The organism is Pseudocolwellia sp. AS88 (assembly GCF_030551755.1).
Lineage (GTDB): Bacteria > Pseudomonadota > Gammaproteobacteria > Enterobacterales > Alteromonadaceae > Pseudocolwellia.
This window is the reverse complement of sequence record NZ_JAUPEC010000004.1, coordinates 60,530-77,026: the sequence shown is the minus strand read 5'-3', so window position 1 is coordinate 77,026 and position 16,497 is coordinate 60,530. Positions and strand designations below refer to the sequence as shown.

12 protein-coding genes are annotated in these 16,497 nt (G+C 33.2%); 7 read left to right on the top strand and 5 right to left on the bottom strand.

The features are described from left to right. Nucleotides 1–10 precede the first annotated feature (10 nt). The 6 genes from Q5N69_RS04410 to Q5N69_RS04385 all read left to right on the top strand — a co-directional run bounded on the left by Q5N69_RS04410 (nucleotide 11) and on the right by Q5N69_RS04385 (nucleotide 6,427). Entirely contained in the window at nucleotides 11–1,087 is a 1,077-nt protein-coding gene (locus Q5N69_RS04410) for a glycosyltransferase family 4 protein (protein WP_304367641.1), read from the top strand. Between the two features lie 27 nt (nucleotides 1,088–1,114). Next, complete coding sequence (locus Q5N69_RS04405) at nucleotides 1,115–2,038, top strand: glycosyltransferase family 2 protein (protein ID WP_304367640.1); 924 nt, start codon at nucleotides 1,115–1,117, stop codon at nucleotides 2,036–2,038. A 299-nt stretch (nucleotides 2,039–2,337) separates the two neighbouring features. After that, nucleotides 2,338–2,619 carry a serine O-acetyltransferase gene (locus tag Q5N69_RS04400; protein WP_304367639.1) on the top strand — a complete coding sequence of 94 codons (282 nt, stop codon included), beginning with the start codon at nucleotides 2,338–2,340 and terminating at the stop codon, nucleotides 2,617–2,619. 27 nt (nucleotides 2,620–2,646) lie between these two features. Next, nucleotides 2,647–4,170 (top strand): oligosaccharide flippase family protein, encoded by a 1,524-nt coding sequence (locus tag Q5N69_RS04395; protein ID WP_304367638.1) that lies wholly within the window; start codon nucleotides 2,647–2,649, stop codon nucleotides 4,168–4,170. Between the two features lie 198 nt (nucleotides 4,171–4,368). Continuing rightward, nucleotides 4,369–5,568, top strand: coding sequence for a polysaccharide pyruvyl transferase family protein (locus Q5N69_RS04390; protein ID WP_304367637.1), 1,200 nt, complete (start codon nucleotides 4,369–4,371; stop codon nucleotides 5,566–5,568). A 79-nt stretch (nucleotides 5,569–5,647) separates the two neighbouring features. After that, nucleotides 5,648–6,427: a hypothetical protein gene (locus tag Q5N69_RS04385; RefSeq protein ID WP_304367636.1), complete on the top strand. Its 780-nt coding sequence runs from the start codon at nucleotides 5,648–5,650 to the stop codon at nucleotides 6,425–6,427. Between the two features lie 56 nt (nucleotides 6,428–6,483). On the opposite strand, the gene Q5N69_RS04380 is transcribed toward Q5N69_RS04385, so the two are convergent. From Q5N69_RS04380 to xrt, 5 genes are all read right to left on the bottom strand, one after another. Continuing rightward, a complete protein-coding gene (locus Q5N69_RS04380) occupies nucleotides 6,484–7,458 on the bottom strand; it encodes a hypothetical protein (protein WP_304367635.1) in 975 nt (324 codons plus the stop codon). A 273-nt stretch (nucleotides 7,459–7,731) separates the two neighbouring features. Continuing rightward, nucleotides 7,732–9,081, bottom strand: a complete 1,350-nt coding sequence (locus Q5N69_RS04375) for an O-antigen ligase (protein WP_304367634.1) — start codon at nucleotides 9,079–9,081, stop codon at nucleotides 7,732–7,734. 127 nt (nucleotides 9,082–9,208) lie between these two features. Then, nucleotides 9,209–10,288 carry a GNAT family N-acetyltransferase gene (locus Q5N69_RS04370; RefSeq protein ID WP_304367633.1) on the bottom strand — a complete coding sequence of 360 codons (1,080 nt, stop codon included), beginning with the start codon at nucleotides 10,286–10,288 and terminating at the stop codon, nucleotides 9,209–9,211. A 6-nt stretch (nucleotides 10,289–10,294) separates the two neighbouring features. Continuing rightward, on the bottom strand, nucleotides 10,295–11,809 hold the full coding sequence (locus Q5N69_RS04365; protein ID WP_304367632.1) for a hypothetical protein: 1,515 nt from the start codon (nucleotides 11,807–11,809) through the stop codon (nucleotides 10,295–10,297). A gap of 222 nt (nucleotides 11,810–12,031) precedes the next feature. Continuing rightward, entirely contained in the window at nucleotides 12,032–13,414 is a 1,383-nt protein-coding gene (gene xrt, locus Q5N69_RS04360) for an exosortase (protein WP_304367631.1), read from the bottom strand. A 324-nt stretch (nucleotides 13,415–13,738) separates the two neighbouring features. Here xrt and prsT point away from each other — a divergent pair, with 324 nt between their 5' ends. Further along, nucleotides 13,739–16,483, top strand: a complete 2,745-nt coding sequence (gene prsT, locus Q5N69_RS04355; RefSeq protein ID WP_304367630.1) for an XrtA/PEP-CTERM system TPR-repeat protein PrsT — start codon at nucleotides 13,739–13,741, stop codon at nucleotides 16,481–16,483. The last annotated feature ends 14 nt before the right edge of the window (nucleotides 16,484–16,497 follow it).

Below are 16,497 nucleotides of genomic sequence, written 5' to 3'. Positions count from 1 at the left end.
AGGAGAAAACGTGACTATTAAGCCTAAAAGTGTATTGCATATCCTATCAAGTTTAAATATAGGTGGAGCAGAGCGTTTTGTTATCGACTTAGCTATTGAACAACGTCAATCATTAAAGCTAGATAGTGCTATTTTATCTTTTGGTGAAGAGGATGATGTTTTAGTTGCAGAATGTATAAAAAACAACATCCCAGTACATTTTGTTAAAGGCAGTAGATTAGAAAAAATACAAACATTTAAACGTGTGGTAAGCGGGTTTGATGTTTTACATTTTCATTCACCCTTTACCTTATTGTTTACTTGTTATGGCCCAATATTATGTAGACGAAAAAAAGTTATTTATACACGTCACGGAGCTGAACCATTTAATCAGTTTAAGTGGCGAGTTATGCATAAAATAACCCATTCAATTGTTGATCAAATTACCTTCGTTTCAAATGAAGGACAAAAAGTATTTAATCAAGTAAATGGTTGGCAAAGTAAGCCACAGTCAGTTGTTGATAACGGAATCTTAATTCCAAGAGAAAGTTATCAACAACCAGTTGAACAACAAAACTCTAAAATCAAATTAGGCTCCGTCGCTAGAATGGTACCTTTGAAAAATCAGATCTGTTTGTTAAAAGCTATTTCATTAATGCCTGAAGTATTAGCAAATAAGTTTGAAATTCACTTTTTTGGTAATGGTCCGTGTGAAGAGTTATTAAAGTCTGCAGCAGCTGAGAGTGCTTTTCCTGACAATGTTTATTTCCATGGCATGTTAGTCGACCGAGAAAACATTTATAAAGACATTGATGTCATGGTTGTTACTTCTGAAATGGAAGGCTTATCTATTGCCATTTTAGAAGCTATGGCGCGACATATACCTGTGCTAGCAACGAAAGTTGGTGGAAACCCTAAACTAGTAGAAAGTAATGTAACAGGTCAGTTATTCAATTATAACGATGATAAAGAGCTTTCAAGATTGTTGACTGATATAGCCGAAAACCCTCAACTTATTGAAAAGTGGGGGAGTGAAGCTTATCAACTAGTGAAACAAGGCTACTCACTAGAAACAGTCGCACAAAAATATATGAAGCTTTATAGCTGATTGAACACTAATTCTTAAGGACTTTGCATGAACGCATTAGTTTCTGTTGTTATACCCGTATATAACGGAGCCGAATACTTAGAAGCTACGGTTAATACCATTTTAGCTCAAGACTACGATAACGTTGAAATATTGCTAATTAACGATGGTAGTAAAGACAACTCTGAACAACTGATAAATAATTTAGTAGAACAGCATAGCTCTATAAATGGTTTTCATAAACAAAATGGTGGCGTAGCTGCAGCTCGAAACTACGGCATAGAAAGAGCAAATGGAGATCTTGTCGCTTTTTGTGATCAAGACGACTTCTGGTTACCCACTAAGTTAAGTAAACAAGTTCCTTTATTTGAAAATCCTAAAGTAGGGCTCGTTTATTGTGGTGCTATTGCTGATTATGCACATTTAAACAAGCAAGATAAGCCAAGTTTTGATCGTAAATATCGTGGTGATGTATTTGATAAGCTTATCCAAGTTAACATGTTCACGTGCTGCACAGCCATTGCACGTAAAAGCTTATTACAAGAAACACAAGCATTTGATGATGAACGAAGCTTGATGGGGGTTGATGACTGGTTAGCATGGTTAAAACTTTCTTTAGTTTGTGAACTTGATTTTGTACCTGAGCATTTAGCCATTCATGTATTCCATGGTGATAACTATTCATCAAATGAAGAAAAAATGCATGCTGCTGAGTTAGTCTGTTTAGATAAAATTCAACCAATGGCTGAGAAACATAATAAGTCAGTAGATTGGAATGAAATAAAACAGAACCTGCATGTGAGATACGCCAATACCTATATTTACAATGGGATGTTTAACCTAGCAGGTGACACTCTGCTCGAAGCATCTAAATTGAAAAACAACAGTAAATTGTCAGTAAAAGGCAGGTTATTTAAAATCGTGCCTAATTTTATTTGGCGATTCATGCAAAAAACAAAACGCGCTATCTGATAGCTAATTAATCTGTTTTTATTTACCTAATTTATTTCTACAACGGAAGAGAATTATTCTTTATGTCAGCGTTATATCAAGACTATTTGATTTATGTGGAACAGCATGAATTGGCAGTGTATTCACGTATCAAAAGGTTATTGTCTTTGCTGTTAAAGACAACCTTTATAATTGTTTTATTTTATAGGTTATCGAATAGTGATAATAGATTAATAAGATGGTTGTCTATTCCTGTATATAAAATGATAAGAATATTTAGTGGGGTACAAATACCTAGACGAACTAAGATTGGGAAAGGATTGTTTTTACCTCATTATGGTTTAATTGTACTTAATCATAAAGCAATATATGGAGACTTTCTCACCATTTATCACGGAGTAACCGTCGGTGCTAAAGGAGGAGGGAATAAGCAAGATTTTGGTGTGCCTACCATAGGTAATAATGTACGTATTGCTACTGGAGCTATCGTTTTAGGTAGTGTTTCTATTGGGGATGGTGTTTTGATAGGTGCAGGTGCAGTTGTTGTAAAAGATATTCCATCTAATTCCATTGTTGTGGGTAATCCCGCTAAGTGTTTATAATGATTAATATGTCACGAGTACTGAACAATGAGTACTAAAAAACTATTTTTTAAGAGTTCCGTTTTTCGATTTATAGAAAGAATAGTATTAGTTATATCTTCATTATTACTTACTCCTTATTTTATCAATGTACTTGGCGCTAATGGATACGGATTTTGGTTGCTGATTCTTTCGATAATTGGTTGGTTTAATGTGATTGAACTAGGCTTTCCGTCTGCAGTTCAACGACATACTATATTAGCTTTGGAGAAGGACGATCCTGTAGAAGTAAATACTGTTTTTTCCACAAGTATTGTACTTTTTGGTTGTCTTGGTTTTGCTGCTGTTGCTTTATTAGCTTGCGTTGCTTTATTTTCAGCTGATTTTTTTGGAGCTACAGTTGATGCTGATGCATTGAGGATGGCTTTATTTGTTCTTTCAGCAAAGATACTGATGGACTTTCTAATGAACCCTTTTCATGGCTTCATTACGGCCTTCTTAAGGCTAGATATTGACTCTAATTTGGTTATGGTTAATGTGTTAATAAAGTCTGTTTTGATCTTTTTATTGATACCTACGATGAATATCTGGGGGGCTATAATCGCCACTCTTTTTGCAGATGTATTAACGAATGGAGTGAAGATCTATTACATAAAGAAACTTTACCCTGCAATGGGATTCAGCTTTAAATTAGTTTCTAAAGACGAGTTGAAATCACTTTTTGCCTTTTCAAAACATGTTGTAGCAAATGGTGTTGCTAATACCTTAAATTCAAAAGCTGATCCATTTATAGTGACTAAGCTTATTGGTCTCTCATCAGTTGCTGTTTATGGTGTAGCTAATCGCCTAGCTGAGCATATTAAGTCGTTTGTTTTTACAGTGAATGGTTTTTTGTCTCCGGTTTTTATGAAGAAAATGTCGAAGAATGAAAACTTAGATGACTTATTTCACAATGCGATAATGATAAATTTGTTCTTTGCGACACTTTTTTCAGCTCCTTTAATTATTTTAGGAAAAGCTTTTATTGTGCTTTGGGTTGGCGAAGAGTTTGAATCTGCCGCCAATATTCTATATTTCTTGATTTTCACCTTCTTTTGTCAAGCAATCTATACCTCAGTTAATCAGGTCTTACTTGCACAAGCACAACACCAATATATTTCTTTGGTGAGTCTTTTTGGGGCGATAACTAATATTTCTTTGTCTATCGTACTTGGTTTGAAGTATGGACTTATTGGTGTTGCTATAGGTACTTCAATCGGTTCATTTATCGCTAATGTGGTACTAAGTCTATGGTTGTATAGTTATTATAATCAGTTAAAACTTTGGTTGATCATACGAAAGTTATTTTTGGCTAACTTCTTAGTTTTTGGCGTTGGTTTATGGCTCGCTCTTAATGTTATGACAAAGATCTCTTGGTTTGAACTTGTTATATATGGCGCCGTAAGTTTTACTGTGTTCTTGATACTTAGTTGGCTTTTGGTATTAGATTCTAATTTAAGAAAAATATCGGGTGATTATTTTATGACTATTAGTAAGAAGATTACCACCAGAAATCGAACTAATTTTAAATGAGTTTATATTGTAAGATATTAAATAAATATAAATTCCTGTTCTTGAAGTGGTGTTGAGTTTAACTGTACGGTAATTTTACTTATGTATTTTCTAATTAGTTTTAGATAATAGAATAAGGATGTAAGGGATAAGTAAGGTTGAGTTAATTAACCAGTGTTTTGTTTGATTTGTATGAAAATATTTAAAGGAAATATAAATATGTATGACGTTGTATTATATGGCGCATTTGATAGGCACAATTATGGTGACCTATTGTTCCCTCTTGTTATGGAGAGAATGTTATCTGAAAGGTTTCCTGATAAAAAAATTGTAATTGCGGGGTTAATTGACAGTGACTTAACTGAGTTTAATGCGTTACGTACAGTTGGTATCAAGAAAGCATTAAAACAGAGTAAGCAAGATGTTACGGTTATTCTTGCCGGTGGTGATGTTGTTTCATGTGATTGGCTATCGGCTTATAGCTATTTATTATCTGATTTTTCTTTTTCAGTATTTCAACGCACATTTGCTCGTTACATTCCTAAATTAACTGAAAAAATAATAAAAAATATTATTGGTTTGAAATCTGATAATCCATTCGATCTAACGTCAAAAGATCTTAGTAGTAACATGAAGTTAATTTATAACTCTGTAGGCGCTACAGCTGTATCAGGCGTTGAAGGTGAATCTGCTAAATCTCTTTCGGCAGCTTTAAATGATGCTGATTATTTAACAGTTCGAGACGAGTTTTCATCTGATAATATTAGAAGAATAGGTGCTAATGTTAATGATATATATCCTGATTCTGCGACTGTGATGTCAAGTATATTTTCTGAAGAGGAAATAAACAAAAAAACAGGAGAGAAGGCAAGTTCATTGATCAATAAATTAGAAAAAAAATATTTAGTTTTCCAAATTTCATCGGGTCATAGTGCAGGTTTAGAAGAGGAGTTTGCTCAGAACTTAACTGCTATAGCAAATAAACATGATTTAACTATTGTTTTTATTGCAATTGGAAATGCCGCGGGTCATAGCGACTCTCACGGAATAGAGAAAATAAAGCGCTATTTAGATAATAATATTAAGGTTGCTGAATATCTTGATGGTGGTGTATTCGATGTGATGAATATTATAAAAAATTCAGAGTGTTACTGCGGTACGAGTTTACATGGTCTTATAACTTCAATGGCTTTTCATGTACCAAGAGTCGGTTTATTACCAAAACTACGTAAACAACGAAATTATATGGCAACTTGGGACTTAGCTGAAATGCCTAGCGGTGTTTTACCTAATGAATTATCAGATGCAATAGATAGAGCAATGGGTATACCTAAGGAAGAGCTTGTTAATAAAGAACAATATCTAACTGATAAATATATGGAGAATTTTGACAGAATTAGCGCTTTGATTAATTCCTAGATATATATATTGTGTAGGCCCTCCTAGCGTAATTATGGAGAATTATACTTTTGAACTCAAAGTTACTGGGGGTGAATAAATGAAGAACGTAGCTGTATTGTCGTGCTGGTTTGGTCTTAGATTTAATAAACCGCAAAAAGTTAATTCATTTAACACCTGTAAGATATGGATTTACGCAACAATAAAGAACCATTTATCATTTAGAATATTAGATGTATTAGGGTTTATATCTATAATTCCTCAGGCACCAAAAGGTGTTGATAGTTGTTATTTTTATTCAAATAATAAAAGGTTAAAAACTGAAATTCAGTTTAAGGGGTGGCTTTTCTGTTTTGTTGAGGGGGAGCTTAGTAATGGGGAAAGTATAGCTTCCTCATTACTTGCTAAGAAAGTTAAGTTTTTACAGGTTGATGATACTAGTTTTAGTTATTTTGAACATATTATATATATGGACAGTCGACGAATTACTGATGATATCATTCACCTACTTAAGATGAACCAAAAAGGTATTCTTATTCGGTACGAGGCTAAGCTTAAACCAACTATATGGCACGAAGTAGCTGAAGCAAAAGGGCAGGAAAGATACACTAAGAATATGGATATAACTATCGACTTTATTAATGAGAAATTGATGGTAGATTATATAGCTAATAATAGAGTAATGAACACAGGCATTATCGCTTATTCTATGGGTAGAAAAGGTGAACAAATAAGAGCACTTTGTGACGAAGTATATAATGCCTGTATGAAGTTAGAACAACCAGAGTGCCAAATAATCTGGTGTCTTTTATCGCAGCCTTATTTTGAGATAATTGAAGCTGTTGAGTTTTATAAAATAAAGAACCGTTCAGGACTCTAACTAGCTACCATACAATTTGTTACATTAGTATATACAGACTATCACTCTTCTAAAAGTTACTTTCTTAATATTTGTTCAATTAGTCTTATAAGAGTACTTGATGGTTTTGGTTTTGCAATAAATGTACTTTTTTTTAGGGCTAAAACTTCACTTTTAATTAGATCCTTAAAATGAAGTGTCTCAAATTTATCTGTGTTTTCTGATAAATACCTGCATAGTTTTAAAAAGCGCTTTAAGCAAACTTTATCTAAACTATGTTTGCCTGTTCTCTTATTTCGTTTAATCCACTCAAAAGAATGTAATACAATAACACAAGAAAATGATTTCGCTTTCCAGTTAGATAACAGGATATCTCTTATCTCCAAGAAAGAACAAGCTGTTAGTTGTAGGTGTCTGTTATGATTAGGATAGTCTTCAAAGTAAGTGACAGGTACCTCAAAGGTTTTATTAACTAACTTCGGGGATGCTAAAGTTCCTTCTATTATAATATTACAAGGGTTATTCAAGTAAGGTTTGTTATAACTAGTATCGAAAGAGATCCCCAATTCATGCAAAGCTTTCAGTGTGTTGTTATCTGCACCGTAATTTCCTGCCCTAAAACAACAAATATCACTTTCGCTATACTTTTCAATCATATTCTTTGCATGACCAATTAATTTTAATTGATTTGATAGATCGAAATCACCTATATTTCTATGTAAGCTTTCTAGCGTAAAAGGGAGGTTTCTTGCACCTTTCAGCCATTCGGTATGAATATGTAATCCAATTTCTTGATTTTCAACGGCTATTTTATTGATAGCTTTTTCTAATGCTTTGCCGCCTCCCTGATGAGAAAATAAGGGCTCCACAAAGAATGACGCCTTTAAGTTATATTTTCTAAATATCTCAAGTTGAAAATTAAGACCATATTCCCCTTGTTTAGTAATTCCCCATAGACCACTAGAAATATTCTCGTGTATATCCTGATAAAACTCCCATACTTCAGTGTCGATAGTTAAAAAAACTTTTAGTTTGCTTTTTCTGTGAGGCATTAACATTCCTTGTTAATAATAAAATTATAGTTTTGATTATTATAAAATAAATAAATATTTTGTTACATATTTTTTATTGCTTTTTATTTTTATATTTAATGCCAAAGGCGTGAGAATGGAGTTACTTTTTATTGAGGAGATGGGTATAGGTTTTTGAAGTCAGAGTAATACCAGCACTAACAAATTTACTATGATCGTTAATGAAAGTATTTACGTATTATATTAATATTAGTTTGTTCTATGATAACGACTTTTATACCATGTGATAAAATATCATAAGCCTAACTTTAAGGATATATATACAGCTACAATAACGGCCCAACAATAGCCCATAGATCTGAATGCTAAGGAACTTGTAAAATACTCTTGATACTCTGGACTTACTTTAACCATTCGAATGTGAGAAGCAATCGTCATCCCCATAAAAATGAAGAGTGTCAGTGTAAACATACGACTAATGAAAAAGCCTGTAATCATAAAACCAATCATAGAGAAGAATAATGTTTTATTAAGTAATCGTTCATTTTCAAATGCTATGTTTTTATCTTCATCTATTTTAGTTTTACTTGCATCTGCTTCCGTATCTTTTTTTAATTTACTGGCTTTAATAAATAGATAACCTGTTAATACGGTAAATATTAGAGCACCTCCCCATAAAGAATAACCAGGAACCCCTAATTCACCAGCAACATGTATATAAGAATTATGAGCAACTAAGCCATGATTATCAAAAAATTGGCCTTTGCCAACACCGAATATAGGGTTGGACATAAGCATTTGGATACCTGCATACCAAGCTTCTAATCGACCATTTGCAGATGCATCAATACTACTTTGTAATGATGCAACAACGGTCGCGGCAATAGGGGCTAATAACACAGCTGAAATGAACAGTTTTGGTCCAGCATTCACTACTAATATATATATACCAAGTAGCCCTCCTGCACCTAGCATACTTCCTCTAGAACCTGTTAAATAAATACCGTATCCTAATATACCTAACATGCCTAACATCACTAATTTTATGAATCCACCACCTTTTTTATAAAAGTAAATAACAAAAGGGATGTTCATCACTAGAAACATACCTAAATCATTCGGATCATTAAAAAAGCCTAGATACGTTATTCTTCTTTCACCTAAGTCAATATAACCAACAGAGTGAGAATTTAATGCCCAACCAAAGCCTTCATAAGCCGTTTGTTGAACATGACCATTATGTACCATTAATAATGCAGCAACTAAACAAACTATCATCAGCATGTGTTGGCGTTTTATGGTTGTGATACAGGTACTCATAAGAAACAAGGGAATAATCGCACTTATGAGAAGCATTTGAGCTTCTTCTATACCAAACATACCTGAGCCATTTAAAAAGCCAGACATAATAATAAAAGGTAGTAAAGCCAGTAGCATCCAATGTTGAGGGTATAGTTTGAGTGGTCTTTGAGCGATTAAAACTAAACAAAAAGCAATAATGGCAAATACTTTAATAACTATCCAATCGACACTCGCCTGAAACATTTCATGAGGACGAATTAATGTTGAAGCGGTATAAAGAAACAAAAAGAAAAATGCGGCATTGGAGTCTTTTTCTTGATTCATTGGAAACTTACGTGCCATTTGAAGTTAAGTCCTTTAGATATCTGTCAAGTTTGGGTATGGAGAAACAATGGTTGTAATAATAAGTATGATTAACTACTAAAAGAGTGAATGTTTATTCCATTTTTTATAGTGCATATTATACATTTTACTGAATAAAAGACATGATCTTATGCATTAACTTAAGTATGAAAACTCTTTTTCGATTAATCGTTATATTCATGTTAATCATAGGTTGTTGTTGAACACCAAGCTTTTCTTTGTAGCTATCTTTCATCTCGCCCATCATAAAATCATAATATTTATAATGGCAGTTTTCGATACTCCATAAATGCAAGGAGAGTCCTAATGAAAAATTTGAATACTGTTCACTATCCCAGCCACTTTGATAGAAATAAAGGCTGGTTTGGTCATAAAAGTAATAATTAATTGCTATTGGAGTGCCATTAACAGTTATAGCACTTATTTTTATAGAACTTTGCGCTCTATATTTTTCATGAAAGTCTTTAAAGCTTGCATGAGAAAAAGCACCGTCTTTATTTCTGCTGTGCCAAAGTTTTTGATGGTATTTAATTAGTAATGTGATGTACTGTTCATAGTCTTTTGGGTCAACCCAGTGAAACGTTGCGTCAATTTTATTTAATTGATTAATGGAACGCTTATAACGCGATCTTGTATTTTTACTGAGAGATTTTAGTGACCATTTTGAGCGCTCTACATAATATCGAGTGTGAGTTGATCGCGTTTCATAGCCAAATGATTTTTCAAATAATTTTTTTATATAGCTGTTTTGTACAGTAGCATTCCATCGAACTTGATCTATATTGAGTGCCATTAGTTTTTCTTGAAGCCCAACTAACGTAATTTCTGTAATATTTGTGGATACGATGACATCACAGTATTCTGATGATATTTCTTCTTCTTCCGGTTCGCCTTGCCCTAAGGGATACAAGACTTTCAGATATGGCCATTTAGTCGAATGTTGAATATAGCAGGGCAGCATCACAACAAGTTCACTGTCGATGTAGCCTACAAAGGTTGATAGCTGCCAATTTTTTTGCCAGTAGATTTTATACCAAGTCAAAATCCATTGCGGAGATGAAAAAGGGCTTAAATAGGATGATTGTCCTACTAATAATTGCCACTGTGGTTCAATAGCAATTAATTCATCAATACTATCAATTAATTGCCATGTTATTTTGTGTTCAACTTTTTTTATTGAGGTCATATCTATTTAACCTTGAGAAGAGCTTAACCATGAAGTTAACCAAGGTAAATCACTTGTTGTAGAATATGTCCAGCCAAAACGTCTTGGTGGAAGCATAGGTAGAAAGTCTTTTTTATTGTATTTACTCTGTTTGTTCATGTCTTTGCATTGTTGAACAAATACATTAAAAAGCTCTTGTAACAATAATGTATCTTCTTTTGTTTTTTTCTTAATATATATAGATTTACCTATGAGGCTAGCTACATCACAAGCATGTTGGCGATCAGTCCATTGGTTCTTTATTTCAAGGTTTTTGTCATCCATTGCAGAAAGATAGAGAGGAAGTACCATGTTTTTTAATCTTTTGTCAGCGAAATGAATACCATAATTAGGCATAAAATCACCAAAGGCATTAAGTAATGCTGCAGATTTTTTATCATCAGTTAAACGATAATATCGCCATAATGCGTCGCCAAGTAATGCCATCATCCATGGAGAACAAACAGGGGAGTTACCTGATTTACCTTCGTGTGATTTATAAGTATGTTGAGGGCATCCTCTTAAAGGCCAGTTGTTGATAGGATTAAATACCATTTGAATTGTAGCTTCAACTATATCATCAATTCTGTTTTTCGCTTTCTGGCTTTCGGATATTTCCCAATAAGCTATTGCTAAATTTAATGCTGCGGCTTGGTGACGTTCAGTCCAAAACTTATATTCATCTTTATACTCAGGCGTCCATCGTAAAGATTGCTCAAAAAGGATTTTTAATAGATCTTCAATTTCGCTATCACCAGTAAGGAAATAGTCATAAAGCAAACCATTAGGCATTAAATACTTTAAATCAAAATCTTGTTTTAACTTGAACTTACCAGAACTATCTAAATTATTTATGTAGAAGTCTGTTAACTTAGAGGCTTCTGTTAGCCACTTTAGCTCACCCGTTAAAATATATAATTGATAAATAGCTCTTGGTCTATCAAACAACCATTGAGAAGTCTTTGTTTTGGGGTACCCTTTTTCTTTTAATAAAGATTCATTAGTAATGAAGTTGGCATATAAGGTTTGCCCTTCTGTATACCAATTATTTTCGGTTTCGTTAGTTTCAGGATGTAATAAGATGCTTTCTGCCAACCATGATTTATTTGGGAAAACTAGATAAGGCTGTTTTATTAAAACAAAAGCTTCTTTTTGAATAGTCTTGTGTGAACCACTCCAGCTTAATATGTAGTTCAAAGGTTTGTTATTTACGGTATTACTTACATGAGTCAATTGAATAGCTAATAAACGAACAAATTTTTGGTTTTCTTTTGTATTCCAAGTATTTAATAATGAATATGAAGCACTTACCTTTTTACCTTGTTGAGTGATTTTTAGCAAAGAGTTAGATTCCATTTGCTTGTCTGGTACAGGTAATAGCAATATTGTTTGGTTGCTAGGAGCAGAAAACGCTATTGAAGAATCTTGAGCAATGCTTTTAAACGATATGAAACTTATAAGCAAAAAGGTAAATATAGAATATTGCGGTATATAATTAACCATGATTAATGCTCAGCACTTATTTTTTATGGAACCAATACCTTCTTTTAATCAGCTCTAGCAGTAATAATATATGACTTATCCTCAAATCGATAAACCTTATTTATAACTCAGAAATCATTACGAAAGTGGTGTTTTATTTAATTTAAACCTATATGCTTTTTTAAAAAACAATCTTTTAAAGAATGTTCTGAGTCAGCAGTATTCATTTTAAACAGAACACTACTACAATTGCGCTTTCTGTAAAGCGCTTTGCTCTAGCGAACAATTTCTTAAACACTTAAAAAATTGCCAATGAATATAAGTTTCACTATTTCCAGTTAATGCTTCCATTAATCGTTGCTTCTTGAAACCAACAGGAGAAGGGATTTGAAGTTCGTTAATTTCAAACGTTAATCGAATTAATGCAGTTTCTTTTCTGTTCGCTATTTTTATATAACGCCAATGTCCAATTATTTCTTGATCGACTTCATACCAACCTTTTGGGATGAAGTTGTTACCAAAGCCTGTTGGTTTTCCATTATCTAGCTCTCCATTAAAGAAGTACTTTAAATAAATTGTTGGCTTTATGTCAGATGTATTAGACGATACTTGCTCAACATTTGTATAGCGTTCAATGGTAGGTTTTATCTCTGTTGCAGCTATAACGTATGAATTGTTTGGTAGCGTAGGCAGAAACAATGATTTTAGTGTTGTAGATGAAATAGTAATCGCGGCTAGCAGAAATAATACATTAAATTGTTTAGGACAAATGCCAACAGGTTCTTTAGTGTCATTTTCAGGTGTTGAAAGTAAATCATGATTCGCTAATTTATTACCCCACATAAATAACAAAAACATAAACGGAATATATAAATACCAACCAAATGTATTGTGATCTTCCATCAAGCTACTTTGCATATCAGTATATTCACCAATTAATATCAACGCAGTAATTCGTATCCAATTGGTTAGCAATGCACCTAAAATAGCGATAGACAAAAACGTCACTGCTTTCTTTGTATTGTTGATGTACATAAATATAAATAATGTACTTATTGCTAACGATACAATGATGTAACGTAAACCGCTGCAACCATCTGCTATTTCAAATACGCCTGCTGGTATTGTAATGTACTGCGCTTCAACATAAGTTGGTATACCTGTAAAACTCATCATATAAGTTACAGCTGTTACTGATATTGCTTGTAAGACTTCGGTTAATAATCCCCATAAAGGAAAAATGAAAATTAAGAATAGGGTAGGGAAAAGAACATACCAATTAAAACGAAACAGTGACATCACGCCAAATGTTAATACAGCTAAGAAAGAAAGCCAGTAACCTATACTAATTTGAGCATTTGATGTTACAAATAAGAGAAGTCCACTGCCAATTAATAAGGCAAAAGAAACATATGAAATAGATTCTCTATAAGCAAGTAAACCATTAGCCGAAAGTTTGAAGTACAAATAGAGCGTAATAATTGGAATTAAATAAGCGTGTGAATATGTGCCATCATCAAAACTATTTCGCCAGAGTGTTTCTAAAATAGGGATGTTTAATACAGAAACAACTGTAAATAAAAGAACTAAACCTACAAAAGGCTTGTAAATACTTGGTATATTCATACTGTTTATTTTACCGAACTTCAATAGTGGGTAGGGAGGCTGTGATAAATATGAAATGAAAACATGGAATAAATTTTTCTAATATCCATATCTAACTATTTTTCCCATAACAAATTTTATGATAACACTTAACCCATATTTATTTGAAGTAAACATAGAGAAATTATGTGTATTAAATTTAAACATTATGAGAATAAATGTATTGGAAAAAGTTCTGTTAAAAGTTTTGATTAGCGTTAGAATAATAAAAGAGCAACAATTTAGTTTATTTGCTCTAAATTTTAGAGCTTGTTAAAAAACAAATAGATAAAGGAATAAATAATAATGAAGCTAGCAAAAATATTAGTGGGTATAGGCGTCATCTCAACTTTAGCCGGTTGTGGCGAAAGTGAAACCGCTTTTACTCACATAGAAAAAGCCAAAAGCTTCAAAGCCAGTGAAATCGATTTAAAATTAATCGCATTGAAAAATGCAGTACAGCTTGAGCCTAAGAATGCAGAAGCTCGATATTTACTTGGTGAAACTTATTTATCTCAAGGGTTTGGTGTTGGAGCGGTTAAAGAATTAGAAAAAGCTTATAGCTTTAATTATGATAAAGATGCCGTTATTCCTCTTCTAGCACGAGCATACATCCTTACCACATCTGATGAAGACGTTATTGATCTAAGCGCTGATTTCTCAGTTTTATCTAAGGAATCAAAGGTACATTACTTAGCCTACAAAGTATTAGCAGATATTCGCACTAATAATGTTGAACAAGCAGAGCAAGATATAACACTTGCAGAACAAATACTCCCAAACAATGCCTATGCTTTATTAGCTAATGGTTATTTAAAAATGGCAAAAGGAGAGTTTGATGATGCAAAAGGAGCTGTAAACAAAACGCTTACTATTCTACCAGATCAGGTTGACGCTATTCTCTTGCTTGCCCAAATTAATACTGCCTTGCGTGAACATGCTGAAGCTACACCACTCTATTTACGTTACGCAAAGTTACAACCTAAATCGAACATTGTTATTTTATTACTGGCACAATCTTTATTACAAGAAAAGAAATTTTTAGAAGCAGAAAGATATGCCGATAGTATTTTAGCCGCAGCTCCTAATCAGCCATTAGCAAATTATATAAAAGCTATGTCTCAATTTGAGCTTAAAAACTACCAGAAAGCATTAGAACATGCTGAGTCAGCTTTAAAAGCACAATATAACCAAGCTCAATTAAAGCTTATTGCTGGAGTTAGTGCTTACTTTTTGGGTAATTATGAAATCAGTTTTTTTCATTTAGAAGATATTGTTAAATTTTTAGTGCCAGAGCATCCTGCTCGTAAAATGTTTGCCGTAAGCCAATTGCAGTTAGGAATGGTAGACGATATTTCTGAAACACTTGAAGGCTTTAATTCAACAACGAAAGAAGATGAAAAGTTCTTATCCTCTTTGAGCTATCAATTAGCCGAATTAGGCGCTTTTGATAATGCCAAAGAAGTTGCCAAACAAGCAATGGCTGAAACACCAGAAAGTGCCGAACAAAATATGCGTGATGGTATTTTGAAGCTTATGCTTAACGACCCTTCAGGCTTACAAAACTTAAAAGAAGCAGTTGCTCTTAAACCTGATCTTCTTGGAGCTGAATTAGCGCTTGCTTACGCGGCTATTCAATCAAAAGATTATGATCAAGCGATAGAAATTTCTAATCAATGGAAAGAAAAATATCCAGACCAACCAGGTAGCTATAACATACTTGCTGCTGTTTATTTAAAACAAGGTTTGCTTGGAGAAGCTAAAACAGCATTAACCAAAAGCTTAGAGATATCACAGAAAAATGCATTCGCATTGCTCGAGCTAACTAATCTTGCAATGTTAGAAAGTGATAAAGATGAAGCGAAAAGACTATCAAGTATCGCTGTTCAAGAGTTTCCTAGTAACGCAAATATCCTAAGACAATATTTTTCTATCCACAATAACGATGAAGCCTTTGAACGCATTAAAGAGCTATATAAATCCGATGAAAATAATCAAGCTATAGGAATGCTTTACACTGAATTATTGATTAAAGGTAAAAAATTCACAGAAGCTGTTAATGTGATTGATGCTTATGAAACTTCGGTTAAAACACCTAAGAAGTTATGGCAGTTAAAAGTTATTAGTCATAGTGGATTAAATAATGTGCATAAGGCGCAAACTATCCTTGAAGATTGGATGCGAGTTAATCCTTATCATGTTGAACCTATTATTTTATTAGCTGATTATTATTCAAGAAATAAAGATACTGATACAGCTTTGAACTTGGTTGAAAAAGCGTTACGAAATCAACATGCTAATAACAACATGCTAAAAATGGGTAAAATGCAATTACTGATTGATAAAGGCTCAGTAAGAGAAGCAAAGCGTTATTTTGAAGAAATTAAAACATTGAGTATGAAGAAATATGTTGCTCAGGGAATTGAGGGTAAAATAGCTTTACTCGATAAAAACTATAGCAAAGCTGTTGAACTGCTTACTGCCTTCTATAAAGCTCAACCAACATCTAAGAATGCGATTTTATTATCGTCAGCACTACAAGGCGATAATAAAGGTCCTCAAGCAATCGAACACCTAGAGGCGTATTTAGATACAAATAAGAATGATCAAAATGCGCGAGCAGTTTTGGCGAGTCTCTATTTAAGTAGTGAGCCGAATAAAGCTATTGCAGCTTATAAAGAAATTTTGAAGCAGTTCCCAAATAATGTTTTAGTACTAAATAATGTTGCTTGGTTATCAATGGAACAAGGCGCTTTAGATGAGGCTTTATCATTCTCTGAACGTGCCTATGCGGTAGCACCTGAAGTTGTAAATGTTATTGATACTTATGCCATGATTTTGTTAAAGCATGATAAGAAAAGCGAAGCATTAAATCACTTAGCAAAGGCTTATGATCTTTCTGAAGGTAAAGATAACGAAGTGACTTTGAATTATGTTGAAGCACTGATTACGAATAGTCGACTTAAAAAAGCGGGTGAGATCTTATCTTCAATCAAAGGTGCAACAGCGTCTCAAGCAAAGCGCAAAGCAACATTACAAAATAAACTGTAATTTTAACGTATATA

What these genes read in the sequence shown, in the direction of transcription:
- Q5N69_RS04375 (WP_304367634.1), bottom strand. Translation starts at nt 9,081, where the DNA reads ATGGCACGTAAGTTTCCAATGAATCAAGAAAAAGACTCCAATGCCGCA.
- Q5N69_RS04405 (WP_304367640.1), top strand. Translation starts at nt 1,115, where the DNA reads ATGAACGCATTAGTTTCTGTTGTTATACCCGTATATAACGGAGCCGAA.
- Q5N69_RS04390 (WP_304367637.1), top strand. Translation starts at nt 4,369, where the DNA reads ATGTATGACGTTGTATTATATGGCGCATTTGATAGGCACAATTATGGT.
- prsT (WP_304367630.1), top strand. Translation starts at nt 13,739, where the DNA reads ATGAAGCTAGCAAAAATATTAGTGGGTATAGGCGTCATCTCAACTTTA.
- Q5N69_RS04385 (WP_304367636.1), top strand. Translation starts at nt 5,648, where the DNA reads ATGAAGAACGTAGCTGTATTGTCGTGCTGGTTTGGTCTTAGATTTAAT.
- Q5N69_RS04365 (WP_304367632.1), bottom strand. Translation starts at nt 11,809, where the DNA reads ATGGTTAATTATATACCGCAATATTCTATATTTACCTTTTTGCTTATA.
- Q5N69_RS04395 (WP_304367638.1), top strand. Translation starts at nt 2,647, where the DNA reads ATGAGTACTAAAAAACTATTTTTTAAGAGTTCCGTTTTTCGATTTATA.
- Q5N69_RS04370 (WP_304367633.1), bottom strand. Translation starts at nt 10,288, where the DNA reads ATGACCTCAATAAAAAAAGTTGAACACAAAATAACATGGCAATTAATT.
- xrt (WP_304367631.1), bottom strand. Translation starts at nt 13,414, where the DNA reads ATGAATATACCAAGTATTTACAAGCCTTTTGTAGGTTTAGTTCTTTTA.
- Q5N69_RS04380 (WP_304367635.1), bottom strand. Translation starts at nt 7,458, where the DNA reads ATGCCTCACAGAAAAAGCAAACTAAAAGTTTTTTTAACTATCGACACT.